Annotated in this window: 25 protein-coding genes; 7 read left to right on the top strand and 18 right to left on the bottom strand. The window is 35.3% G+C overall.

Features of this window, described 5'->3' with window-relative positions:
* Window positions 1–12: 12 nt before the first annotated feature.
* Both LXH21_RS05795 and LXH21_RS05790 read left to right on the top strand, forming a co-directional pair.
* On the top strand, window positions 13–555 hold the full coding sequence (locus LXH21_RS05795) for an RNA polymerase sigma factor (protein WP_239863317.1): 543 nt from the start codon (window positions 13–15) through the stop codon (window positions 553–555).
* The gene (locus LXH21_RS05790) at window positions 552–1,931 is read left to right on the top strand and encodes an MSCRAMM family adhesin SdrC (RefSeq protein ID WP_239863316.1); all 1,380 of its coding nucleotides are present in this window, start codon (window positions 552–554) and stop codon (window positions 1,929–1,931) included. The genes LXH21_RS05795 and LXH21_RS05790 overlap by 4 nt, the downstream gene beginning before the upstream one ends.
* Here the strand turns inward: LXH21_RS05790 and LXH21_RS05785 are convergent.
* On the bottom strand, window positions 1,894–2,667 hold the full coding sequence (locus tag LXH21_RS05785; protein ID WP_239863315.1) for a lysophospholipid acyltransferase family protein: 774 nt from the start codon (window positions 2,665–2,667) through the stop codon (window positions 1,894–1,896). The two genes, LXH21_RS05790 and LXH21_RS05785, sit on opposite strands and share 38 nt — an antisense overlap.
* Window positions 2,668–2,802: 135 nt before the next feature.
* Between LXH21_RS05785 and trpS the strand changes: the two genes are divergently transcribed.
* From trpS to LXH21_RS05760, 5 genes are all read left to right on the top strand, one after another.
* Window positions 2,803–3,777 carry a tryptophan--tRNA ligase gene (trpS, locus tag LXH21_RS05780; protein WP_239863314.1) on the top strand — a complete coding sequence of 325 codons (975 nt, stop codon included), beginning with the start codon at window positions 2,803–2,805 and terminating at the stop codon, window positions 3,775–3,777.
* Between the two features lie 167 nt (window positions 3,778–3,944).
* Complete coding sequence (locus tag LXH21_RS05775; protein ID WP_239863313.1) at window positions 3,945–4,619, top strand: response regulator transcription factor; 675 nt, start codon at window positions 3,945–3,947, stop codon at window positions 4,617–4,619.
* A 1-nt stretch (window position 4,620) separates the two neighbouring features.
* On the top strand, window positions 4,621–6,009 hold the full coding sequence (locus LXH21_RS05770; protein ID WP_239863312.1) for a HAMP domain-containing sensor histidine kinase: 1,389 nt from the start codon (window positions 4,621–4,623) through the stop codon (window positions 6,007–6,009).
* 76 nt (window positions 6,010–6,085) lie between these two features.
* On the top strand, window positions 6,086–6,805 hold the full coding sequence (locus LXH21_RS05765; RefSeq protein WP_239863311.1) for a hypothetical protein: 720 nt from the start codon (window positions 6,086–6,088) through the stop codon (window positions 6,803–6,805).
* 32 nt (window positions 6,806–6,837) lie between these two features.
* Window positions 6,838–7,785, top strand: coding sequence for a bestrophin family protein (locus LXH21_RS05760; protein WP_239863310.1), 948 nt, complete (start codon window positions 6,838–6,840; stop codon window positions 7,783–7,785).
* A 132-nt stretch (window positions 7,786–7,917) separates the two neighbouring features.
* Here the strand turns inward: LXH21_RS05760 and LXH21_RS05755 are convergent, their stop codons facing one another.
* The 17 genes from LXH21_RS05755 to LXH21_RS05675 form a co-directional block, all read right to left on the bottom strand.
* On the bottom strand, window positions 7,918–8,574 hold the full coding sequence (locus tag LXH21_RS05755; protein WP_239863715.1) for a CoA transferase subunit B: 657 nt from the start codon (window positions 8,572–8,574) through the stop codon (window positions 7,918–7,920).
* Window positions 8,575–8,584: 10 nt separating this feature from the next.
* On the bottom strand, window positions 8,585–9,286 hold the full coding sequence (locus LXH21_RS05750) for a CoA transferase subunit A (protein WP_239863713.1): 702 nt from the start codon (window positions 9,284–9,286) through the stop codon (window positions 8,585–8,587).
* A gap of 84 nt (window positions 9,287–9,370) precedes the next feature.
* A complete protein-coding gene (locus LXH21_RS05745; protein WP_239863309.1) occupies window positions 9,371–9,793 on the bottom strand; it encodes a GNAT family N-acetyltransferase in 423 nt (140 codons plus the stop codon).
* Between the two features lie 22 nt (window positions 9,794–9,815).
* Window positions 9,816–12,113, bottom strand: coding sequence for a penicillin-binding protein 1A (locus tag LXH21_RS05740; protein WP_239863308.1), 2,298 nt, complete (start codon window positions 12,111–12,113; stop codon window positions 9,816–9,818).
* Between the two features lie 14 nt (window positions 12,114–12,127).
* Window positions 12,128–12,607: a gliding motility lipoprotein GldH gene (locus LXH21_RS05735; protein WP_239863307.1), complete on the bottom strand. Its 480-nt coding sequence runs from the start codon at window positions 12,605–12,607 to the stop codon at window positions 12,128–12,130.
* Window positions 12,591–13,937: a PSP1 domain-containing protein gene (locus LXH21_RS05730; RefSeq protein WP_239863306.1), complete on the bottom strand. Its 1,347-nt coding sequence runs from the start codon at window positions 13,935–13,937 to the stop codon at window positions 12,591–12,593. Before LXH21_RS05730 ends, LXH21_RS05735 begins: the two co-directional genes overlap by 17 nt.
* Window positions 13,938–14,171: 234 nt before the next feature.
* Complete coding sequence (trhO, locus tag LXH21_RS05725) at window positions 14,172–15,551, bottom strand: oxygen-dependent tRNA uridine(34) hydroxylase TrhO (protein WP_239863305.1); 1,380 nt, start codon at window positions 15,549–15,551, stop codon at window positions 14,172–14,174.
* A 212-nt stretch (window positions 15,552–15,763) separates the two neighbouring features.
* A complete protein-coding gene (locus tag LXH21_RS05720; protein WP_239863304.1) occupies window positions 15,764–16,993 on the bottom strand; it encodes a TMEM143 family protein in 1,230 nt (409 codons plus the stop codon).
* A gap of 149 nt (window positions 16,994–17,142) precedes the next feature.
* Complete coding sequence (locus LXH21_RS05715; RefSeq protein ID WP_239863303.1) at window positions 17,143–17,640, bottom strand: hypothetical protein; 498 nt, start codon at window positions 17,638–17,640, stop codon at window positions 17,143–17,145.
* Between the two features lie 443 nt (window positions 17,641–18,083).
* Window positions 18,084–18,728, bottom strand: coding sequence for a hypothetical protein (locus LXH21_RS05710; RefSeq protein WP_239863302.1), 645 nt, complete (start codon window positions 18,726–18,728; stop codon window positions 18,084–18,086).
* Window positions 18,709–19,686, bottom strand: a complete 978-nt coding sequence (locus LXH21_RS05705; RefSeq protein WP_239863301.1) for a YHYH protein — start codon at window positions 19,684–19,686, stop codon at window positions 18,709–18,711. The genes LXH21_RS05710 and LXH21_RS05705 overlap by 20 nt, the downstream gene beginning before the upstream one ends.
* Window positions 19,687–19,896: 210 nt before the next feature.
* Window positions 19,897–20,679, bottom strand: coding sequence for a DUF6503 family protein (locus LXH21_RS05700; RefSeq protein WP_239863300.1), 783 nt, complete (start codon window positions 20,677–20,679; stop codon window positions 19,897–19,899).
* A gap of 150 nt (window positions 20,680–20,829) precedes the next feature.
* On the bottom strand, window positions 20,830–21,162 hold the full coding sequence (locus LXH21_RS05695; protein ID WP_239863299.1) for a 2Fe-2S iron-sulfur cluster-binding family protein: 333 nt from the start codon (window positions 21,160–21,162) through the stop codon (window positions 20,830–20,832).
* Window positions 21,163–21,448: 286 nt separating this feature from the next.
* On the bottom strand, window positions 21,449–21,859 hold the full coding sequence (locus LXH21_RS05690; protein ID WP_239863298.1) for a BrxA/BrxB family bacilliredoxin: 411 nt from the start codon (window positions 21,857–21,859) through the stop codon (window positions 21,449–21,451).
* Between the two features lie 111 nt (window positions 21,860–21,970).
* Entirely contained in the window at window positions 21,971–23,119 is a 1,149-nt protein-coding gene (locus LXH21_RS05685) for a lycopene cyclase family protein (protein WP_239863297.1), read from the bottom strand.
* 41 nt (window positions 23,120–23,160) lie between these two features.
* Window positions 23,161–23,619 carry a thioredoxin family protein gene (locus LXH21_RS05680; RefSeq protein ID WP_239863296.1) on the bottom strand — a complete coding sequence of 153 codons (459 nt, stop codon included), beginning with the start codon at window positions 23,617–23,619 and terminating at the stop codon, window positions 23,161–23,163.
* A 24-nt stretch (window positions 23,620–23,643) separates the two neighbouring features.
* The gene (locus LXH21_RS05675; RefSeq protein ID WP_239863295.1) at window positions 23,644–25,896 is read right to left on the bottom strand and encodes a TonB-dependent receptor; all 2,253 of its coding nucleotides are present in this window, start codon (window positions 25,894–25,896) and stop codon (window positions 23,644–23,646) included.
* Window positions 25,897–26,056: the final 160 nt, after the last annotated feature.

Below are 26,056 nucleotides of genomic sequence, written 5' to 3'. Positions count from 1 at the left end.
ATAACAAATTCTGTGGTAGTAGAAGAACTCATAAGACAATGTAAAAAAAACAACCCCAAAGCTCAAGAACAGATTTATAATCTGTTTGCAAAAAAGCTCTTTGGGGTTTGCTTGAAATATTCTAATAACTACGCCGACGCAGAAGATAATTTACAAGATGGTTTTTTAATTATTTTTCGAAAAATAGAACAGTACTCAGGCAGAGGTTCTTTTGAAGGATGGTGCAAGCGTATTGTCATCAACAACGCACTCCAAAAATACAAAGGCATTCACTATATGGAAGTTTTGAATGAATCGATTGAAGAGGTCGAAATTGAGATCGAAAGCGAAAGCCTGCCAATCGAATATTTACTAAAAATCATTGAAGAGCTTCCACATCAATACCGGATTGTTTTTAGTTTGTATGTTCTCGATGGTTATTCACATCAAGAAATTAGTGAAATGCTTCATATTACAACGGGAACTACAAAATCTAATTTGCATCGTGCCCGTCTCCTACTCAAAGAAAAAATAGAAAATAAAATTAATAATCCTCAAGAATCATCGGCACAATGAAAGAGAGAAAAGATATAGACCGATTATTTCAAGAACAATTTAAAGATTTTGAAGCTACTCCTAATGAACAAGTTTGGAGTAACATTGCTGCAGAATTAAAAAAAGATAAGAGAAAAACACGTGTTCTACCACTATGGTGGCAATACGCTGGCATTGCTGCTGCCTTAATTTTAGGTCTCTTTATTATCAATAATTTTGACAGTAAAGAAATAATTTTACCTACTCCTACCGTTGTAAATGTATCAGTTTCGAAACAAAACTCAACGACTCCACCCCAAGAAAAAGTAGTCGTAAGTGAAAAGAAAGTAATTCATTCTAATTCTAGTGTTGCATCTGCTAAAACCAAAGTAATTATAAAACAATCTAGCGTCAAATCGAATACTAAAATTTCTGGAAAAGGAACAAATTTCAATTCGAACAATAAAATAAACGCTGTCGTACATAATAATATAACTCCCTCGAATATTTTTAATCAAAAAGATGTTGCCGATAAAAACAACTCACCACTGGAAATAAGTGAAAAAAGCGATAGCAAAAATGAAAGTTTGCAAAATGACATTGCAGCTACTCAATCTACCGAGGTTGTAAATGAAAAGATTGAAGGTACAAACGAGTTGGAAGCTATTTTAAAAGAAAAACTAAAAAAAGAAAACACCTTAGCAAAAGTCAGCTCGGGCAAATGGCAAATTATTCCCAATATTGCTCCTGTTTACTTGCAAACCAATTCGGGAGGATCTGCGATTGACAGTCAGTTCTCTGATAATGAAAAAAGTGCTGCAACTAACTTAAGTTATGGCTTAGGAGTTCAATATGCAGTGACATCAAAATTAACGGTCCGATCAGGCATAAACAAACTGGGTTTGGATTACAATACCAACGACATTGTATATGCACCAGGATTAGCATCGAATAGTATTGCAAGTATTAACTATGACTCGAATAGCGCGATTGAAGTGCAGAGTCAGAGTACCTACAATTCATTATCCTCAGCAGAAAAGGAAATTCAGAAAACAGAAAATGGCTCGATTAGTCAAAAAATGGGTTATTACGAACTGCCCATGGAAGTATCTTATACTATTGTTGACAAAAAAATTGGGATAAGCGTGATCGGAGGATTTAGTACCTTATTCTTGAGTGACAATAAAGTCTCCTTAAAATCTACATCATCCAATGTTACATTGGGAGAAGCTAATAATCTAAGTAAAATTCATTTAAGTTCTAACTTTGGTGTTGGGTTTAAGTACCAGTTAGTTCCGTCATTACAGTTTCATTTCGAACCTATGATAAAATACCAATTCAATACTTTTTCATCAAATTCCAATGATTTTAGACCTATGTTTATAGGGTTGTATTCGGGTGTGAGTTATCGCTTTTAGTATTAAATTCAAGCAATTGATTGTGAATGACTTCCCAAGTTGCTTCACGTAATGCTTTGCGATCTATTGGTAATTTCCCTTCGGTCTCAATGGGTTTATGAATTTTAGCACGCATAACTCCAGGACTTCCACTAAAAAAGGAGTAAGAGAATCTTTTCTTATTATCGGCGAATGTTATGGGTAATATTGCAATTTGGTGTTCTATTGCCAAACGAAATGCACCATCTTTAAAAGTATCTAATACTAGCGATTCATCTTCGGGTACACCGCCTTCTGGAAAAATACACACGCTCAATCCCCTACTCAATCTCATTTGAGCTTGTTTGAAAACTTCATTCTTGCTTTTTGAACAATTGCGGTCTACCAAGATGCAAGTACGTCTGTAGAAGAAACCAAATAACGGAATCTTTGCTAATTCTTTTTTACCAACAAATACAAATGGATTTCTCACTATTGCTAGCATAAGCATAATGTCGGTCATAGAGGTATGATTAGCAACAATCATATAACTCTTTTTGGGATCCAACCTGTACTCCTTCTTGACAATATAATAAAACCCCATACCAAAAAGGATAAATTTGGCCCAAATTCGCGACATCTTAAAATAGTAGGGATAGCCTTTATAGGAAACTATAGAAAGGATTAAAAACGGAAACATAATTAAAATCGGAATGGCCATAACGACATAAAACCATATCCTCCAAAGTGTCCAAAAAATAATTTTTATACCTTTCATAAGCTCAAAAATAAGGAATACTAGGTTAGTTTTACTAAAAACAATTAAATTTGGGAACAATTAGAATCTTTATAAAATAATTACCAATTTATTTGTAACAACATTTTCAAATTCTACGGTATACAAATTCATATAATGGCAAAAATACTTACCGGTGTTCAAAGTACAGGAACACCACATTTAGGCAATTTACTAGGAGCAATTATTCCGGCAATTGCATTATCGAACAAATCTGAAAACGAATCATTTTTATTTATAGCAGATTTACATTCGATAACTCAGATAAAGGATGGCGAAACATTAAGCAATAATACTTACAGTACAGCAGCAGCGTGGCTAGCTTGCGGACTAGATGTCGAAAAAGTTACATTTTACAGACAGTCTGATGTACCTCAAACTGCGGAGCTCTCTTGGTATTTAAGTTGTTTTTTTCCGTTTCAGAGATTGACTTTGGCACATTCTTTTAAAGATAAAGCAGACCGATTGGATGATGTCAATGCAGGTTTATTTAGCTACCCAATGCTAATGGCCGCTGACATTTTATTATATGATGCAGAAATTGTACCTGTAGGAAAAGACCAATTGCAACACCTTGAGATTACTCGTGATGTTGCTTCTCGCTTCAACCATCAAATGGGAGAAACTTTTGTTTTACCTGAAGGTAAAATTCAGGAAGACGGAATGCTGATTCCTGGTACAAATGGAGGTAAAATGAGTAAATCAGCCAATAATTTAATTAATATTTTTCTTGACGATAAAGCTTTACGCAAACAAGTTATGTCGATAGAAACAGATAGCACTCCACTAGAAGACCCTAAGAATCCAGATACGTGTAATGCATTTGCTATCTATTCATTATTAGCAAGCGAAGAGCAGCTAGCAAAAATGAGAGCAAATTACGAAGGTGGGAATTATGGTTACGGTCATGCAAAACAAGCTTTGTTTGAATTAATTGTGGCAACCTTTGCAACAGAAAGAGAAAAATACAAATATTATATGAACAACCTTGCCGAGGTCGATAGCCTATTAGAAATTGGGGCTAAAAAAGCATCAGCGGTTGCTACTGGAGTTTTAAACAAAGTTCGAGCAAAATTGGGGTTCAAAGCATAGCGTATAATTATTACTCGCATTTTATAATCATAAAGGCTTCAATTTTACTATTGAGGCCTTTTGCTTTTTTAAATCTTTCCACGACTCCTAATTAAATCATAATTTTTGTGACTTGCATTTTAGGATCTATATACAATCCCTATTTTTGTTTTTATACTATTATCGCTATGAAATTGCTCATTGTCGAGGACGAACCTCATTTACTAGCTATTTTACGAAAAGGACTAGCCGAATCAAATCATGACGTTAGTGCATCTTTGGATGGTAAAACAGCGCTTGAAATGATTTCAAACTACACCTTTGATGTTGTGATTCTAGATATTATGTTGCCCGACATTAACGGAATCGAAATCTGTAGAAGAATTAGAGCTACAAAGAATTTTGTGCCCATTTTATTATTGACTGCCCTCGGTACATCAGAAAATATTGTGACAGGCCTTAATGCGGGTGCCGATGATTATTTGGCAAAACCATTTAAGTTTGGTGAATTAGAGGCGCGTATACAAGCGCTACATCGTAGAGCAAATCAGCAAAATGAAAAACCAAATACATTGCTAATTAGCGATTTGGTTATCAATCCAAAAGCAAAAACTGTTGAGCGCGAAGGCACAGCAATTGTATTGACAGCCAAGGAGTTTAAATTATTATATTATTTGGCCAAGAATAAGGATATGATCGTTTCTAGAGAGCAAATCCTAGAAAATGTGTGGGACATCAACTTTGATATGAATACCAATGTTGTAGATGTATACATCAATTACCTGAGAAAAAAAATAGACAAACCTTTTGAACACAAACTAATTCATACCATCAAAGGTTTTGGATACGTTATTAAGTTATAATATGAACATTAGAAAAAAAATAACTTTTACCTATGTTTCCCTTTCGACCTTCAGTACGTTGCTATTATGCGTGCTTGTTTTTATCATGTTTCGTCAAAACAATCAATATCATTTTTTAAAACGATTAGAAGATAGAGCAAAAATTGTGGCATCCATTCATTTTCAGAATGATCCCGAAAAGATTAAGTATTACAGTAATCTTAAGAAAAATGGATTAGAGGAGCTTATTCAAGAAGAAGAATATGTTCTAAAAGTGAACAGTGAAAACAGTTTTGAATACAATATCAAGCTAGACGTTCCCAATGAATTTTTCACACACATATTGCAATCGGGTAAGGACTGGTATGAGGATGATAATAAATACTATCTAGGGCAGATTTTCACAGAAAACAATCAAAAATATATTGTTATTATTGCAGCTCGTGATAGAATGGGGAAAAACACAACCCTATTTATTGTTCGCATTATGTTTTTTGCTGGTATTGGATTTTTACTTTTGGCTTACTTTTTTGGTCGAATCTTGGCCAAGCGTGTCTTTTTTCCAGTATCTAGAATTACAAAAGAGGTAAAACGTATTAGCGCTTCCAACCTGCACAACAGATTACCCGATGTCAAAAATTCTCCAGAACTATCTGATTTAACAGCTACATTCAACGATATGCTGGACCGTTTAGAAACCTCCTTTGAGATACAAGCCAACTTTATCAACAACGCATCACACGAATTAAAAACACCAATTACAACCATTATTGCCGAAGCTGAAATTATGCTTTTGAAAGAAAGAGATGCAGAAGAATACAAACATTCTTTGGGCAATATATACAATCAAGCCTCTCGATTAGGCAACTTGACCGAAAGTCTACTTAAATTGACACAAACAGGTTACGATGGCAAAAAACAAGTGCAGGATATTGCTAGAATTGATGAGTTATTACTGGATGTGAAATCTGATATAGATAAATTACACCCGAATAACAGAGTAGTAATCAAACTAAATTTTGCACCAACAGATTCTAATTTATTGCTGTTACCCTGTAACAAACCATTGTTGGAACTGGCTATTAATAATATTATTACAAATGGAGTAAAATATTCGGATAATAATGAAGTCTTTGTTGTGCTTACCGCAAGTAATGAGGCGATAAAGATTGCCATAAATGACATTGGAATCGGAATTCCTCCAGAGGACATTCCACATCTTTACGAACCATTCTTTAGAGGTAAAATTGCAGCAAAGTATATCGGCTATGGTTTAGGACTACCTCTTGCTATGAAAATTATTCGAATGCACGATGGAGAGCTTCTAGTACAATCTGAGCAGGATAAGGGTACTATTGTCACAATTATCTTTAAGAAATCGAACATTAAAAATTCTAATGTTGAATCTTAGGATATTCTAATTTTAAATTAAGAGCGTTCTAATGTAGGACTGATTAATTTGTATGTATAAACTAAAAGCTATACATATGAAAAACATTTTAATCCCTACAACATTACAATCTGACACTTTATCGGCTGTAAAATCTGCTATATTTCAAGCCAGTACAAAAGATTGCACCATTCTTTTAATGATGACTACTGAGGCACCTGACACCTATTCTGCTAGTCAGTATTTAAGAGAAATGAGAATTGGTTTGACTCCAAATCAAGAAGAAGTTTTAGAAACTTGTCGTTATATCGCAAGCATTCATCCAAACTGTACCCTAAAAATTCACAATCAATCGGGTCTATCGTCTTTGATTTTCAAAGGTATTATTGAGTTTTACGAAATAAAGTTAGTCGTATTTCCACATTCTTACCGACAAGAGACTCAAAAAATTCATCAATATTTAGTTCAATTAGCTACCAATCACAAATGTCCAATTCTTAATTTGGGTAATATAGAATGTGAAGGCAATTTTAACAAAGCGCTTTATATAGAAAACAACACTACTAAGACTGTGGAGAATATTCAGCAGTTCTTAAATGAACATTTCCCGTTAGAAATTGTTAGTCAAACATCCAATTTTCAAGACAATTATGAAGATATGTCGACTTACCTCAACGAAGCGATAAGCAAGCATAGTATTGATATGCTCGTTCAAACTCGTAAAAATCAAAAGATAAAATTTAACAAGGCTAGAAAAGAAGATTTCAATGATAAATTGGGACTTCCCGTTTTATCGCTCTATGAAGAGGCGGTATAAACGAACAAACAGTCAAATCTAAATTATAAAATATGTTATTAAAAAAGAAAATTCCATTAAGATACGTTCTGGGAAAAATCAAAGTAGAATTGGCTCTTGTATTGACGTATACCATATTATTTGAAATATTTCACCACTATTTTATTAATATCAATGTAGAAATACCCATTGCCGTACCCGGAATAATTGGTACTATTATATCCTTATTATTAGCTTTCAAATCCAATCAAGCTTATGACCGTTGGTGGGAAGCTAGAATAATTTGGGGATCGATTGTTAATGAATCTAGAACATTGGTCAGGCAAATGATTACATTTTACAAAGACCCTGATTTCTCGGTACAAGCAGATGAATTTAAGCAAAAATTTGCAAAAAGACAAATTGCATGGTGCTATAGTTTAGGGCAGTCCCTGCGTAATGAAGACGCAATCGAGCCAATAAAAAAGTTGTTATCGCCAGATGAATTGCGATTTGTAAAAAATCACAAGCACATTCCCAATGCATTATTGGTCTTGCATGCAAAAGACTTACGAATTGCACTAAAAGAGAAACAAATTACGACTTATCAACAAGTAGAGTTAGACAATACTTTGAGTAGATTGTGTGATGCTATGGGTAAATGTGAGCGTATTAAAAACACCGTGTTCCCAACTACCTACAGCATATACATTCATTTTACACTTTGTTTGTTTATCATTCTACTGCCATTTGGTTTAATAAGTTTGTTAAGCTGGTTTGCTATTCCATTAATTACTACAATAGCAACTTCTTTCTTTTTGATCGAAAAAATGGCCATTCATTTGCAGGATCCCTTTGAAAATAAACCAACAGATACTCCTGTTACTGCAATTGCAAATACTATCGAAAACAATTTGATGCAGATGGTCAATGAATATCGAAATGAATTTGAGATTAGCGACAACAACGCTATGAAAGCTCAGAATAAAAATTCAGAACAAGAGGCTTATTTTGTTCTGTAAAAAAGAGAAAGCACGATTCTGTCTAGATCGTGCTTTCTCTTTTTATTTTGTATAAAGGAATTAGATACATCGTATCAATTTCTTTATCGAAATCTTTTAACTGGCAGTAATGTCACAAATTTTCTCGGAAACCTATTCAATTACCATTTCAGGAATTTCACCTACTATCAATAATGTAGCCTCTGTAGCTGCTACTATTTGTTCAACAGAAACTCCAGGAGCACGTTCTAATAAACGAATACCTTTATCTGTGACTTCCATAAAGGCTAATTCTGTTACAATCTTTTTGACGCAATTTACACCTGTTAGAGGTAGTGTACATTTTTTTAAGATCTTAGACTCTCCAGCTTTATTAACATGCATCATGGCAACGATAATGTTTTCGGCAGAAGCTACCAAATCCATCGCTCCCCCCATGCCTTTGACCATTTTTCCTGGGATTTTCCAGTTGGCGATGTCGCCGTTTTCAGAAACTTCCATGGCGCCTAAAATGGTTAAGTCAACGTGTTTGCCACGAATCATGGCGAAACTCATTGCTGAGTCAAAAAAGGACGCGCCTGCTAAGGTGGTTATGGTTTGTTTTCCGGCATTTATGATATCAGCATCTTCTTCTCCTTCAAAAGGGAATGGACCCATTCCTAGGACGCCGTTTTCGCTTTGAATTTCGACGTTTATGCCTTCTGGGATGTAGTTGGCAACGAGAGTCGGAATACCGATCCCTAGGTTTACAAAATAACCGTCTTTGAGTTCTTGTGCTATTCTTTTTGCGATTCCGATTTTATCTAACATAATGTATGGATTAGTTTTTGGTACGAACGGTGCGTTGTTCAATTCTCTTTTCGTATTTCTCTCCTTGAAAAATTCGCTGTACAAAAATACCCGGAATATGAATTTGATTGGGGTCTAAGGTTCCAGCCTCTACCAATTCTTCGACTTCTACTATGGTTATTTTTGCTGCACCTGCCATACATGGATTAAAATTTCGGGCGGTTCCTTTGAAGATAAGGTTGCCTGCAGTATCACCTTTCCAAGCTTTGATGATGGAGAAATCAGCTTCAAAAGCATGCTCTAAAATGTGCGTTTTTCCGTTAAAGTCTCGGGTTTCTTTACCTTCGGCTACTTCGGTTCCATAACCTGCGGGGGTGTAGAATGCGGGAATACCTGCTTGTGCCGCACGACAACGTTCGGCCAAGGTGCCTTGCGGAATCAGTTCGACTTCAAGCTCGCCCGAAAGCATTTGGCGCTCAAACTCGGCATTCTCACCCACGTAGGACGAAATCATTTTTTTAATTTGTTTTTTCTGTAACAGTAAGCCAAGACCAAAATCGTCAACGCCTGCATTGTTGGAAACACAAGTGAGTTGGCTAGTTTCTTTTTGAACAAGTTCGGCTATACAGTTCTCGGGTATACCACAAAGTCCGAACCCACCTAGAAGTAGGGTCATGCCATTTTCTATTCCTACTAGTGCCTCTTGAACGGTATTTACATTTTTGTTAATCATGACAGTTGAATTTCTTTGATATCTTAAAATTAGGACTTTATATTCGAAAGAAAAAACATTATTGACAATCAAAAAAGGACATGTCTACAAATTTTTCGAAAAATGAAAAGAAGTAATCGTAAAGTTCTCTTTGAAATACAATTTATGAGCTACTGTGCGATTCGGTCCAGAATCCAGATGTAAGGAAATGCAGTTTTGCTTTAATCCAATATCTTTCAAATGGTTCAAAAGTTGTGAAGCATAGCCTTTTCCTCTCTGGTTTTCTAGGGTAGAAAGGTCATCCAAATACAGCATTTTGCCACAGTATAGCATGGAATAGATGCGATAACCCGCTATAGCTACCGTTTGATCGTTTTCCTGTAGGTACAAAAGGGTGTATCCTTCTTTTTGCATCTCCATAATCTGACCTACAAATTGTTCTTGTTGCAACTTAGGTCGTAAAATAGAAATAGCTTCCCAACAGGAAGCTATTTCTATTTCGGTAATTGCTGTTTTAATATCAGACATACATGATATATTTTGGGTTATTTTAAAATGAAAATTCTTCGGTATCTTGTTGTGTTGCTATTGTATCTTTAATTTTTGGTGCTGTGTAGCAATCTACTTTGATCGATAAATTTGCCGGGCGATCAAATTCTTTTTTAGACACTTTTAATTCGGGATCGTTGTAACACAATTTCATAAAGTAACCCCAAACTGGTAAAGCTGCTGTTGCCCCTTGACCATAGGTAATGCTCTTAAAACGTGCCGAACGGTCTTCACAACCTACCCAAACACCAGTTACTAAGTTTGGTACCATTCCCATAAACCAACCATCGGATTGATTTTGAGTTGTTCCTGTTTTACCTGCAATTGGATTTCTGAATGAATAAGGATAACCTGTCCAACGATTTGATCCACCACCACCACCGGTAGTACGCAGTCGAGAACCAGAACCACCCTCGGTTACTCCCTCTAGTAATTTGATTACAGCAAAGGCAATATCTTTGTTTAATACATCATGCGATTCTGGAATTGGTTCGTAGATTACGATCCCACTCTTATCCTCAATACGATCTAAAAATTGTGGTTTGTTGTATACTCCCTGATTTGCGAAAGTACTGTAGGCTGCTACCATATCTTCTACAGTAATTTCTACAGCTCCTAGAGCAATCGACGGTTGCAACGGAATTTGAGATTTTACTCCCAGTTTGTGTGTTAATTCAACTACAGCCTCTGGACCAACTTTGTCCATTAATTTTGCAGAAATAGTATTGATAGAATTCGCCAAAGCTTTCTTCAATGTTATCATTCCTCTGTATCTGTTGTCTGAATTTCTTGGTGTCCAAGTTGCTGTAACATGATGACGGCCTACCGGAATTGTAAAAGGCGCATCGATAATGCTATCACAAGGAGACATGTTTAATTGCTCAATTGCTGTTGCATACACAAAAGGTTTAAAGGTTGACCCTACTTGACGTGCACCTTGAGCAACGTGATCGTATTGGAAGTATTTGTAATTGATCCCGCCAACCCACGCTTTAATATTTCCTGTTTGTGGCTCCATAGCCATTAAACCTGCTTGTAAAAAGTGTTTGTAATAACGGATAGAATCGATAGGTTTCATGATAGTATCTCTTTCTCCTTTCCAGGTGAAAACCGTCATTTTTGCTTCTTTATAAAAAGAAGCTTCTATTTCTTCGTCTGTTTTATCCATACCTTTCATAACGTTCCAACGATTGGACGTTTTCATGGCTTGTTTTAAGATACGTTGCGTTTCTGAATCTGTAATATTTACAAAAGGAGCATTTTTATTTCCTTTTGCTTGGATAAAAAATTCTTGTTGCAAGTTGGCCATGTGAGAGTTTACGGCTGTCTCTGCATGTTCTTGCATTCTTGAGTCGATAGTAGTGTAGATTTTAAGACCGTCTTTGTAAATGTCATAATCCGAACCATCGGCTTTTTTATTGTCTGCCGCCCATTTCTTCATATAATCACGAAGGTATTCTCTAAAGTAGGTTGCTATTCCCTCACGGTGACTCTCTAATTTGAAATTTAAGGTAATTGGCAAAGCTTGGTATTTCAGCTTTTGCTCTTTGGTAATCATTTTGGCTTTTTCCATTTGTGCCAAAACAACATTACGACGGTTCTTTACTCCTTGCGGATTACGTACCGGATTGTACAGTCCAGAATTTTTGAACATCCCCACCAGAATAGCCGATTCATCAACCGTTAACTGTTTGGGAGATTTAGAAAAATAAGTTTGCGCTGCAGAGCTTACACCAACAGAATAATTTCCGAAATCATATACGTTACAGTACATGGCAAGGATTTCATTTTTTGTATATTGTCTTTCTAATCGAATAGCGATAATCCATTCTTTTACCTTTTGAACGATTCTAAATGGAAGAAATTTTGATCCTTCTCCATGAAACAGTTGTTTGGCTAATTGTTGTGTAAGTGTACTTGCACCTCCACTACTACCTAAGCTTGCAATTGCTCTTAATGTTCCTCTACCATCAATACCTGAATGTTCGTAAAAACGCTCGTCTTCTGTAGCAACTAGTGCATCTACCAAGTTCTTTGGTAAATCAGAATACTTTAATTGTGATCTGTTTTTCTGAAAATATTTTCCAAGAACGACACCGTCTGAGGAGATAATTTCTGTTGCTAAATTAGAGTCTGGATTTTCTAAATCTTCAAATGAAGGCATAGAACCGAAGATTCCCCAAGAAGCAAATAAGAAAAACACGGCTATACTACCGAGTCCGTAAAAAAATATTTTCCAAAAAGTTGCTGTGTACTTTTTGAAACTAGTGTTGGTTGAATTATTCTTTTTTGTAGCCATAAATTAATACTATTCTATTCTTTTTTTTCTATTCTTAAACCGATATCTGTGACACCTTCTAGCTCCGTAACACCTGGTACTTTGCCCGACTCTCTCACTGCTTGTTTGATGTTCAATTTGTATTTTCCGCGAAAGCGAACTCCTTCTTTATAAAACAATTTACTCTCTTTGATGTCTGTGAAACCATCCCCTAGCAAACTTCCGTCTGGAGCAGTCATTTCGTATTCTAATGTATCTACTTTAGTATAACCGTTTGGCTTTTCTAAGGTAACTATTAGAAATAAATTATTGTATGGGTAATTATTATTGTCTCTCAAATTGATAAACAAATCATACCTTTTTGTAGAATCCAATTCAGGCAAATCAAAAGTTACAATACTGTCCTTATGCCACGAACTACCAACCGATTTGTATTCGTCAAAAACTCTTTTTTCGTCACATGAAAAAAGCAGTATAGCCATTAGAAGCAATAAAAAACTATTTTTTATTCTCATTTTTGGTAATAATTATAGGTTTTCTAGGTTGCGGGTTCGGTTTGGTTTCGTCTTTCGGAGCCGCCGATTTGTTAGGATTGTTATTGTTTGGCTTTTTATTATTGTTTGGCCTTGGTGGTTTTTTACCAGCTAGTTTCGCACTAATAATTTTATTTTCATTAGCAGGTCTAATGATGTTTTCAGAACCAACTTTTTCAGCTGCTGGTTTTGGTTTTCTATTAGGTTTCTTCTTTTTCTTAGGTTGGTCAAAACGAGTCAGACTCTCTTGCCCCATAGCATTATTAAAGTCTTTTTCTACTTCTTCTACAATTTCTATTGCATAATCTTCCAGAGAAGAAACTTTAATTTTCTGCTTATTGTCAGCAACGATTTCACGCACTTTGTCGATCTTCAATACATGCCAATTGGCATAATTGCTAGTATAAGCAAACCACATTAACCCTTTGAAAATATCTTGCTTTTGACAAACAGCATCTCCTTTTTCTGTTACTAATCTAGTATCAAAATCTGGAAAACCTTTTAAAGCATCCATGTAAGTGTCTAACTCATAGTTCAAACAACATTTCAATTTACCACATTGTCCTGCTAATTTTTGCGGATTCAATGACAGTTGTTGGTAACGTGCTGCAGAGGTGTTTACACTTCTAAAATCTGTTAACCAAGTTGAGCAACATAATTCTCTACCACAAGATCCAATTCCACCCAAACGAGCCGCTTCCTGACGGAAACCTACTTGTTTCATTTCGACTCTAGTGCTGAATTCTTTAGCAAAATCCTTGATCAATAATCTAAAATCAACACGGTCGTTGGCTGTATAATAAAAAGTTGCTTTTGAACCATCACCTTGAAACTCAATATCAGAAATTTTCATTTCTAGTTTGTGTGCGATTGCAAGTTCACGAGCACGCACTTTCATCGGCTCTTCTTTTTCTCTAGCTACAGACCAAATATCAATATCTTTTTGAGATGCTTTTCTATAGATTTTTGGAACTTCATTGCTTGTAGGACTTACACCTTTTTTCTTCATTTGTACACGAACCAATTCACCGGTCAATGTTACAATTCCGATATCATGTCCTGGCGAAGCTACTGTCGCAACAATGTCACCAATGCTTAGAGTTAATTTTTCTGTATTTCGATAAAATTCCTTACGTCCGTTTTTGAAACGTACCTCAACACAATCAAATGGCGCTTGACCACTAGGTAAACTCATATTTGAAAGCCAATCAAAGACTGTTAATTTATTGCAGCTATCGGTGCCGCAAGTCCCATTATTTTTACAACCCTTAGGTGCACCACCATCAGAAGTTGAACAACTTGTACATGCCATAATTTTATATGTAGTGTTGTGAAAGACACAACTTAAGTTCTTAAAACGTTTAATTCGTAAAGATAGTATTTTTTAAGCGTAAGTTGCAATTGTTGGAATCAGCAATAATTCTTAAATTTTATTCGAAAAAAAGCCATTGCAGAACATCTTTCCCAACTGCTGAAATGCAAAAAGAAGTTCTACCCCATTAACTTATAGGATAGAACTTCTTTGATATTGGTAATAGAAAAGAAATTAAGCTTCTAAAACTTTATATAATTTGTCTGATAGTCGAATTCTAAATGGTAGTTGAAAAGTACAAATATCACCCACCGCAGCTTTATCAGCAGCTTTATCGTTTACTAACATTTCTGTTAGCAACAGCTTTTGTTCGCCCGTGGTCATCCCTTTGATCAAGATCGTATCGCCGACATTGATTTCATTTTCTTCAATTGTAAATTGGCCAACACTTGGTTTTGGGAAAAAGTGAGTTCCTCTACCAATGTATTGTTTTTTAATCTTTGGCTCTTTCTTAGCCAGCGCTTTTGACTTTGTCAAGTCAACCAAATTAGGAACCGAAGCTAACGGGTCTTGATTTGCTTCTCTGTTTTTGAAAGTCAACACATCAGATTTTCCTTTTTTGAATATTTTATTTCCGTTTTTAACACCACGACGTACTGCTTTTTGCTCTTCTTCAGGTAAGTGAATAATATCAATGCAGTCTTGTGAGCAACAGCCTTGCATGGCTTGAGCACATTCCTCACACTGAATAAAAAGTAAGTGGCAACCTTCGTTGATACAGTTAGTGTGTACATCGCAAGGTTTACCGCATTGGTGGCATTGTGAAACGATATCGTCTGTAATTCTTTCGCCTAAGCGGTGATCAAATACAAAGTTTTTACCAATAAATTTACTCTCTAGTTCCTCTTCCTTAATTTGCTTTGCATAGTTAATAATACCACCCTCTAACTGAAATACATTTTTAAAACCCTGGTGTTTAAAATATGCCGAAGCTTTCTCACAACGAATTCCGCCAGTGCAATACATCACTAAGTTTTTGTCTTCTTTAAAATCTTGTAACTGCTCGTTTATAATAGGCAATGATTCTCTAAAAGTATCTACATCAGGAGTAATGGCGCCTTTAAAATAGCCAATTTCACTCTCATAATGATTTCGAAAATCAACAACAATTGTATTGGGATCATCTAAGATAGCATTGAATTCTTTGGCTTTTAAGTGCACACCTATATTTGTAACATCAAAGGTTTCATCATTCAAACCATCGGCAACAATTTTGTCACGCACTTTAATCGTCAGTTTCAAGAACGAGTGATCATCATGCTCTACGGCAATATTCAATCGCATCCCTTTCATAAAATCGTAGGCTTCGATAGTATCTTTAAAAGCATAGAAATTATCTGCCGGAAGCGATAACTGAGCGTTAATACCTTCTTTGGCTACATAAATTCGACCAAGAACCACTAGCGGGTCCCAAGCACGGAATAAATCGTTACGAAATTGTGTTGGATCTTGAATTTGCGCATAAGCATAGAAAGACAAAGTAAGTCTTTGTTTTCCGGCATCATCAATCATGATGGCTCTTTCTTCTGCGCTTAAAGTGTTATACAGTTGCATGCTATAAACGGTTTAAGTGTGAAAAATTATTTTTGCAAAAGTACGGAAAAGGGAATAAATGTCAAAGTTTCTGCCGTTTTAAGTTTTTTGAACCAGCCAGTAATTTACGGCATGAAGACTTGATGAAACTTCGTTTCTAATTAGTTAATTTTTTTTTGGAAGTACTGGTTGCTATTTTTGTATTGATCGCATAACAACAACGGCAGCTGTGATTATTTTTGGTTGTAATCAAAAACGCCATCCCATAGTTCATCTATTTTAATCAGTGCTTCTTCTAGCGGAATAACAGTCCATTTTCCGTTGATTTCGCTGCCTAGTCCCATGTTTTTTAATTGTATTAAAGCATCATGTACATCAAAATCAAGGTCTGTGTTTAAGGTGGTTTGGAACCAAGATTCAATTTGGTTGTCGAGTGCTTCTGCCGTTAATGGGATTTCGCTTCGATTTAAAAAAGAGTAGGCCAATAGCGTTTCTTTCAGCACTTCTTCTTCCGATGCGTTTAACAGAGAATATAGAGCGCCACTATTATTCCCTAGATTTTTAAAGTAAAGACTGTCCGAAAGCATTTTTGAATATCGGATTTTCTTGTTTACAAAATTGTTGTATTGGCGAAATAAGTACGCTCCCAATATTCCAAGTGCAATCAAACCTTGATTTAACGAGGTTTTGCTATTTAATAAATCAATGTGTTCGCCTGATTTGTAGGCGGCATCCATTGTTATTAACGCAGGAATTACCGTGGTACTTAATAACGAAATGACTCCGGCAACTCCAGGAACCCAAAACAAGAGTTTGTCGGTGGTGGACATTTTGGGAATAGCATTTGGAAATACGGTTTCGAGATCGTTTTTTGGGACTCGTTTAAAAACTTTCAGAACAATGCAGCCTGGTTCAATAAGGAGCTTTTTTAAATTAATTTTCTTGTCTTCGAAATATTCGTCTTCATTGTAATGGAGATACACCATGACACGATCATAATATTCAATTTCAATTTCTTTCTTCCAAAAATAATAATGACGTACTTTTTCTTTGGTTGTGTGTTGCCCACGCACATACAACTCATATTCTTTATAAACGGTAAAATCGATAGCAAGATCGAGACCAATCAAATCGGAATCTTTGAGTGCCTTATCCAAAGTTTCTTGATTTACTCGGCTGTAATTACTTCGCTCCAAAACTGTGAGAAGCGTTTCTTTAAAATTCGTAAAATCGGTTTTGTGGCTATTAAGAACACGTTCTTCTGAGCTGACATCTGGATTGAACGAAGCGTAATTGTGTTTTAGAGTACGAATGAGGTTAAAGGCTTCGTAGTGAAAATAATGTTCAACGATATCGAATAGCTTTTTAAAATCTTCAACCGTTTTAGGATTTTTGTCGTAAGCTGCTAATTGTTGTTCGAGCAAGAATTCCTTATCAAATGGGATATAATGTTCTCTTTTCATTCTAAATGGGGTTCATTAATCTTAATTGATTACCCTTTTAAGGTTTCAACAAAGGTAAGATACAAACAGAACTAAAATGAAATGTAAATAGTGAATTTGCCTATTTATGAACATTAGTTTGTTAAAGTGCGGTACGAGGAGTGGTAAAATTATTGTACTCTAGCAAACTCTGTATAATGGTTTTTTAATTGCTTTCCATTAAATATTTCATCGTCTGCATATTCAATTTTAAGAATATTATTTTTATTTGTAAATCTAAGTGTAGTAGGATTATCGTCTGTATAACTAGACCCACTCCCAGTGTAGGTGTATGTTGTGATAAGCCTATATTCTCCATTTGAGTCTTTGTCCCAACTTCCATTTGTTAAAACAGGTTCTAATCTTTGTGTACAAATACCAGTTCTCTGGTCAGTACTGAATTCTTCAATTTTTAAACTTCCATCTTGTTGAAAACTTAATCTCGACATTTGATCACAAGATGAATAAGCATCCTCTGTTGTTGAATTATCAACGTATGTATAAACATCTTTTATTGGTTTCCATATTCCAATCACAGGATCAATATTTACATCATTATTTTCATCCGATGAACATGATAAAAAGGTGAATCCAATAAGGAATACTACTAGTAAATTCAGGTTTTTCATTTAGTGAATCTTGCTTAATTTATTTTCTAATTTCAATTTGTATAAAAAGCGACGCAATACTATTTCGATGCTTATTTTCAGTGTAAAAGTAGTTGAATTAAAACTATAATTTTTAAAGCTGTTTTAGTTTTTTTATTCCTCAACTTCTTCTCTAATTTTCAGTGGCTAATACAAGTTTCTAACTCGTACTCTCAAAGAGTAAGTTTGCTGAGACATTTGGGAGGCTAACTAGTGTTCAGTTATTAATAATATTCAAAGATAATTACTTCATAGATAGCGTCTTTACGGGAAACCGTAATTCGGAAATTTTTATCATAGGATACCTAACCCTCAGAGCAGCGTAATTTTGATGAGCTAGAAGATTTGGAGTTTATGGACGGTTTATCTGTAAATGCAAAAAGCCCAGAATGTACTTCTGAGCTTTTTGTATTGGTGTAATCCAATTATGTCCTACGTAAATATTTTCGATCCAAATAACTAAAGTAAAATAATGGCACTGCTGCTAATACTAGAAAACCTAAAATATAAAATATGTTTTTGGCTTTGAAACCTGTAGTTGCTGTATCTACCCAAATCCCATCTTCGAAAGATAAATTAATACTTTGTTCATTTTCATTTTCTAACACATATTGTTCCTTGGGAAAATTATCAATCAACATAATTAGTCCCATTTTATTGTGAGACATGTCCTTGAACATTGTGTTGGTAAATGTGATTTCATTTACTACTTCTGGAATATTAAGCACTTCTACAATCAATTTTGTTTCATGACCAAGCAAGACTACCGGATCTTTAAATTTTAATACTTCGGTACCATTTACTATAAATGATACGTTTTTATTAAAATAATCGATTACCAGCTTTTTAAACTCCTCAGGCGTTTTATATGCTTTTTGCGTATAGATATAATCAATTTCACCTTGAAAAGCGGTCATTGAACTTGCGATTTGCAGGATATATTTCCCATCGTCAGTCTTTGATAAAAGAGATGATGAAAATTCTGCTTGGTGCGCATGACTTACAAACGAAGCTAAAAACAATATTGCAATCCAACCACTTTTTACTATTCTATTTAACATATTCTCCATGTAAACTGTTTATAAAATTATTTTTTCCGGCATAATCCACATGATAGTGGTAACCTCTTATATCATCATAATGTCCAAGTGACGCATCAAGATCTGTGTATGCAAGACCTGTCGTTGGATTTAGATTTTGAAACATTCCGTATCCATCAAAAGCATATCCAATCATTGCGGCATGACCATCAGCTTGTGCAATTTGAGTTGTTTTACCCATAGCGGCATGATAGTGGTAACCTGCATTCAAATTGATATGACCACCTGCATCATCAAAAGGTGCCAATGTATAGGCTGCCAAAATATTACTTGTTGGCGCTGGTGCATCAAATACAACTCCGTTAAAAGCAATTCCCCTAGAACTAGGTCCAGTTGATTGTGGTCCCGCTCCACCAAACGAAATTACAGAACTTGCTGCAACTGGCGTGACTGGTAGGTAATAAGTTGTGCTTAATGTCCCCAAGTAAGAAGGTAAACACTGCACACAATAATTTTTATAAGCGGTTCCCACATCTGGAATGGCTGCACCGGCACATTCTTCTTTTGTACTCGTTTTTGTTATAGCACCCGTTGTAGCGTTATACATCATCCATTGGGTGTCTTTATAGAAAGTTGCTAAGTTTTTTACAAAAGCACCGTCAACATCATATACCTCTCCGCCTTCAAGCCAGATCCCACCTTGAGTGGCATCATCACTAATATTACCAGGACACCATGGTCCCATATCATGATCTGTTGCCAGACTCGTTACTACAATCTTATAACAGTCAACTGTTTTCCCATTTGATAATGTCTTAGAAACAATTGTAATCGGTTCTGATAATCCTGCACTCAAAAAATTGGCAGATTCTACATCAATAACAACAGCCTCAGTAGTCGATGATGTCGTTTCGTCGCTGTCTTTACTACAAGAGTTTGCAAGTGTTAACGTCATTGTTGCAAACAAGAACAAAGTTACTTTTTTCATAAGATTTGGAAATTAATTGTTAGTTGAATAACCAAAAATAGAATTTAAGTAGAAAAAATAGCTAGAGAATCAGTGAACTATGGTAAGTTATCAGTGAAATGGTAGTAAAACTGTAAATACCCCTTTAAAGCATGTTTAAAAAAACAATTTATTTTATAGTTGATAGATAAACACTGTTTTTACAGCTTAAAATACCAAAAAAATATTTATTTATTTATTATTAACCACGTTTTCAGTCAGTATTTTGGAAGCTTCTTTTAATTTCCCTTGTTCATATAGAGCAGGTAAATCTTTTAAAGGAGTTTTTATTGGAGCTTCATAATTAATATAGTCTTGAAAAGTTACTCCTGCAACAACTCGAGTATTAAAAGCAGCTCTAAAACGAACGCCACCTTCATTGACTTGATAATTATAAGCGAAGTAATCCATTAAATGTGTTTCTTGATTGATCCAATATTGATACTGGTCATCAAAATCTTTTCCGCCACCGTCTTGACCAAAAGTAACCTCGATTACATCGTATTTTTTCCCTTTGATAGTAGTCTCTTCCACAAACTTTTTATGAACTGATGCGTCCTGCAGTTTGTGAGGCAATGTAGCAAAATAAATAACAGAATTCAGTGATTCGCCGTATTTACCAGCATCTTCGGCAGTAAGATTTTGTTTTTGAGTATAATTGTAACGCGCGAAATCGCTGTTGATCATTACATCTTTGATAAGCGAATCTCCTTTTTGTATTGTAGAACTATATTCGTAATTACTACCATCGTTTTTAAAACGGTATGTTTTATCTCTAAAAGTAAATGAATAATCGGCAGTATCATACCGCTTTCCACCATGGGCTTCAATAGCTGTATTTACAATAGAATCTGCTTTTGATAATGATGCAACGGCTTCAATAGTATCGTTTTTTATAGTGTCATCCTGATTTTCTTTTTTACAAGAGATTGTAACAGCCGCTAAAATGCAGAGAGTAAGTATCGATTTTTTCATTTTATAAAAATATTACTTTTTGTGAGTAGTTAAAAACCGATCTAACTATTTGTATTAAGTTTAACTTTGATCAGGCTCTCAACTTATTTATCAAAAATCAGACTTTTGCAATTGTTTTGTTATGTAAAGGAGGTTATGAAATTCTAAAAGTTACTCTTCTAAAATTGTAATTACAGCCCCTTCTAAATCTGCTGTAACAAATAATTGACAGGACAATCTAGTCGTCTCATCATCATACCCCATTTTGCTGAGTGTAGCGGGCTCATTTCGCTCCTTAATAATAGATTTCCCTTTAATTCCAATTGCGTCAACCACACAGGTTGCACAACGCCCTACTCCACCACATTCCCCAAAATAGTCTAAACCCAGTTTGTCTTTTAATAAAAACATTAAGTTGGGATGACTTCCGTGATGGCAAGTTACTGCAGTTTTGTGGCCGTTATCGATAGCGGTAAAATGAATGGGTTGATGTTTTTCTGACAATGGATTGGGTTTCAAGTGAAAGTGAAGATTTTTTTTATTCGAATAATAAAGCATTGGAAATGTATCTATGCAAATACATTCGCGAAAAATTCTAATTATTATTGACTAACGTTAAATATAAATAATTTCTCTTTCTTACACTAAACATTTTCTAGCCCAGATGGGAACGGCATCCTTTTGCTGGCTTCTTTAGCCAGTAAAAGATACAGTGTACAGCTGGAAATAGCTCTAAATAAAAAAACCACGCCGAGAAGACGTGGTTTTAAATAATATGCTTTGGGATGTATTAACAGTATTCGTTAAAAGCATCTTGTAAGTTCTCAGCAATCATTTCAGCTGGACGACCTTCAATGTGGTGACGCTCTAACATGTGAACCAATTCTCCGTTTTTGAACAACGCCATACATGGTGATGATGGAGGGAAAGGGAACATATGTTGTCTTGCTGCATCTACAGCCTCTTTGTCAACACCTGCAAAAACCGTGATTAAATTGTCTGGTTTCTTAGCACCTTCCAAGCTCATCTTTGCTCCTGGACGTGCATTTCTTGCTGCACAACCACAAACAGAATTCACAACTACTAGTGTAGTTCCTTCCGCTTTTATTGCAGTATCAACTGCTTCAGCACTATGTAAATCTTGAAAACCTGCTACTGTTAATTCAGCTTGCATTGGTTTTACCATTTCTTCTGGATACATATCGTTATATTTTAAATATTAGTTTTGAAGGTGCAAAGTTACGAAGTTTAAAAAGAACTCCATTATTTGCTCTATAAAGTTTTGTTATTGTTTGATAGCCGCCTTATTTCATTAGAATAAATAACGAACTGATCGTACTAATGACCAAATAAAAGGCATTTTTGGACATTTTAAAATCACCTTTATATCCTCATAAAAAGACGTTTCTTCATCCAGAAATTTAAAAATCAAAGCAGGGCTTCCATTTTTGAACATCGAAGAAAATATCCCTGATCCTTTTTCGTTTTTTCGATCTAAAATATCTAGTAAAAGTAAATCGTAAAACCAGAATTTGGTGCGTTTATGAAATTTTGTTAAATCATTTTCCTTTTGTAAAAAAGCGATTAATGCTGTTGATTTTTTATCTGATCCTTTAAACGTATAACCCGTACTGGCTTTGGTCCATCCGCCGGCAGTTCCTATGTTGAGAACGCGCTGAGTATTTTTTTTCCAAAAAGGATAGCAGGTCATCGGGATGCTTCCTTGCTCTTTTTCTATGATTTCGTAATCAGTGATGCCCTGTTTTGAGATGTAATTTTGAATCTCATTTTCGTACTCGCTTTTTGCTAACAAATCATGCGAAAACAAGGTGTATTCCAGCAAAGCTTCGGTGGTTGACGTTGGCAAAACATACATAAAACGAGTGTTGCCTTTTTGTTCCACAGAGAAATCCATAAAAGTCGCTTGCTCTGGATTAAAAACTGCTTCTTTACTCTTTATAAACCAACCTATAAAGTGCTGCTGTAAAACCGGATATTGGTTTTGGCTCTCGGCTTCCCCTTTTCGATAAATACTATTGAATAATTTGTCGCCTGTGAAACTTTGACTTTCGGTGGCAACATATACATGCGTTTTTAATTCATTGATATCCGTAACTTTCTCATTGAGGAAGTGAATGTTTTTTTGTTTCGAAATCAAATCAAATGCTTGGCTGTAAAAATCAGAAGCTTTTATACAATTATAAGTGTAGGGTTTCAATTCTAAATCCCGACGAAAATCGGTATTTGCAAACAGAGCCAAATCCCATTTTTTAGTTACCGATTGCTCCCAAGTCGAAGTCCCTTCTTGCCAGAAACACCAAGTACGATCGTTGTTTTTTTTACTGTCGGAATCGATTAATAAAATAGACTTATCGGCAAATTTACCAGATGTAATCATTTTATAAACGGTCATCAATGCTGCTAAACCCGAGCCTGTAAAAATGTAATCGTAGTTTTTCATAAAGGGTATTCCAAATTTACTTCAAAAATAGGGATATTATTTTAGCTTTTGATAATTGAAAGCAGGTCTACAGCGCGAATCAAAGAATGTTGCTGAAAAATAATCGAGTTATCAGTTCCTAAAATTGTTGTCGTAGGATATACCACTTGACCGTTTATTGTTGCTAAAGCTGTCGCCAACTCATGAATCCCAGTTTTCGTTCCTGTGGGTTGAAAACTGAAAGTATGATTGTTGAAAGTGATTGGCTCGGTAGATTCGGCATCAAAAGGAACAAAATAATAGTTGTCGTTTAAAGTCTCAATGACTTGTTTATTTTTAAACGTACTATGTTCCATCATTTTGCAATACTTACACCACGCTGTATGGATAAATACCACAATAGGTTTTGGGTTTTTGATTGCTAATTGCTCAGCTTCTTGAAAAGTATGCGTTTTTAATTGCGCAAAACCAGATGGAATAGCACTAAGTAAAAGGAATAGTAAGAGTATATTTTTTTTCATTTAAACCAATTGTTGTTCTTGATATTATTGCAAAGTATATCGTAATCCAAAAAAGCTGCGAATTCCTTGATTAGGCCCATACACATATGAGGGGTCGAATGTCAATGCATAAGGATTATCGGCAGTTGCTTGTGCGTTACCGTTTGCATCAAACTGTACATTTTTATCAAATGGATCGTTGGCTCTTGCAATAATGAATGGGTTGCTTTTATTGGGCGTCCAGTTTAATAAATTTTTGACACCACCATAGATTTCGATATTCTTAAATTTATTGAATGTAAATTGAATGTTTTGGATGCTCCAAGTTGGCGAGTATTCACTACGCGGATCTAAATCTCCCAAAAGTGGCAAACGCATCGGACCGTAGACATTTCCAGTGTAATCAACGTCAAGAAATAATTTGTTGATTCGGTATGAAATCGCCCAAGTAGCAGAGAATTTCTCGGTCAATATTTGTCTGGTTGTGACACCTTCTTCTGTTTTGGATACATCCATATACGTAGCGCCTAGAATCATTTTCAAACCATTGTTAAAAACGAAGTCAAGATTGGTACTAATACCTTTTGTGACAGCATGACCGTCTAAATTTTTATAGATGATTTGGTTGGGATTGGTATCGTAATCCGGAATAATCGAATTGCTAAATCGTGTGTACCAAGCCGTAGTTTCTAGACCTATGAAATTTCCGTTGTTAGTGTAAAACTTTTTAAGATAATTAATGTTGGCGTTTATTGAGCGTTCTGGTTTTAAATCTTCGAGAACAACAACATCTCTAGATCCAGTTAACGCGGCGTGCTCTTCGGTAAAAAGATTTACAATTCTAAAACCTGTTCCGGTATTGAAACGCAGAATGTTATTGTCATTGATTTTATATTTATAGGCAAATCTCGGTGTAAAAATGTTTCCGTGGTTGCTGTTATAATCGTAGCGCGCTCCCAGCAATATTTTGTGATTGTCATTAAAAGCGATTTCGTCTTGTACAAACAAACTCGGAATCCAATTTACATCTTCGGTTACTGTTGCTGTGGTGTTGTCATCATAATACTGGTAACGTAAAGCAGTTCCAAAAAGCAAATCGTGTTTGTTTATTTTTTTGTCCCAAGTCAATTGTCCAAAACCGATGCGTTGTTGTGCTAAGTATGGAGTGTCTCCATAAACTGAATTCTGATCATGGTCTGTGTACGAGAACGAAAACAACATTTTCTCAACCGTAGGTAATTCATACGCTCCTAATAATTCCCAACGTTTGGTATAAATGCTTTCTCCGTATACTTCATCTCCTCCGCGAAAGCCTTTGTTCCATTCCAATTCGCCACCCCAACGGTCTTCATAAAAAAAACGTCCGGCTAGTGATAGTTGTTTTTGGCTTTTTCGATTAAAATTCCATTTTTGAAAAACTGAGATGCGGTCTTGCAAGGTGACATCAGTAAAATTATCGTTGTTGTTGTCAATTGGATTGCTATAATTAAAGTAATTCACACCCGTTAAGACCGTTGCTGCTTTGCCCACATTTCCCTTAAAACCCAAGTCCACGTTGAGTTCGCCCCAATCTGTAATAAAAGAATCTGCTGAAAATACGGGAGCGTTAGTTGGATTTTTGGTAATTATATTAATCAATCCACCCACGGCTTCGCTACCATAGAGCGAAGACGCTGGTCCTTTTACAATTTCGATACGTTCTAAAAGTGAATTCGGAATTCCAGACAAGCCATAAACCGTAGACAAGCCACTTACAATGGGCATTCCGTCAATTAAAACAAGAGTGTAAGGACCTTCAAGACCGTTAATGTGAATGTCTCCCGTGTTGCAAACATTACAATTGAGTTGCGGACGCACACCGTTTACATTTTGCAAGGCTTCAAAAATATTAGAGGTTGGATTTTTCTTAAAAAACGCGGGTTTGTACACCTCAACAGGTACTGGACTTTCTAAACGACTTACCGGTTTTAAAGTTCCAGTTATGACTACTTCATCTAAGGTGTTATTTTCTCGTAACTGAAAATTAAGAGTAGTTATTGTGCTATCTGCTATAGTTATTGTTTGTTTTTCAGGTTGAAAGCCAGTAAAAGTTGCTACAACCTCATACTTTCCTGCTGCTAAATTTTCGAACAAATAATTACCCTCACTATCTGTTACCACTGCATTATTTGATTTCTTCAAAATTACATTGGCATACGGTAAAAAGTTATTGCCTCCTTGCACTATTCCTTTTATCGAAGACTGTGCTACTGTTATGCTACTAATCAATAAGCCACAACATAGAATTAGGTTTTTCATAAATATATTTTAGATACTATTAAATTTATAATTTAGATAAAACTAAAAATAAATTTTAAATAAACAATAAAATAGTATTATAATTCTATTTACTAATGCTTTATGCAGCAGAAATTGGGGAAAATTGGATTTTGGAAAATTGTATTAAATGAAAAACCCG

The organism is Flavobacterium algicola (assembly GCF_022399565.1).
GTDB classification, from domain to species: Bacteria; Bacteroidota; Bacteroidia; order Flavobacteriales; family Flavobacteriaceae; genus Flavobacterium; species Flavobacterium algicola.
The sequence above is the reverse complement of the archived record's forward strand: the minus strand, read 5'-3'. Positions and strand labels throughout refer to the sequence as shown.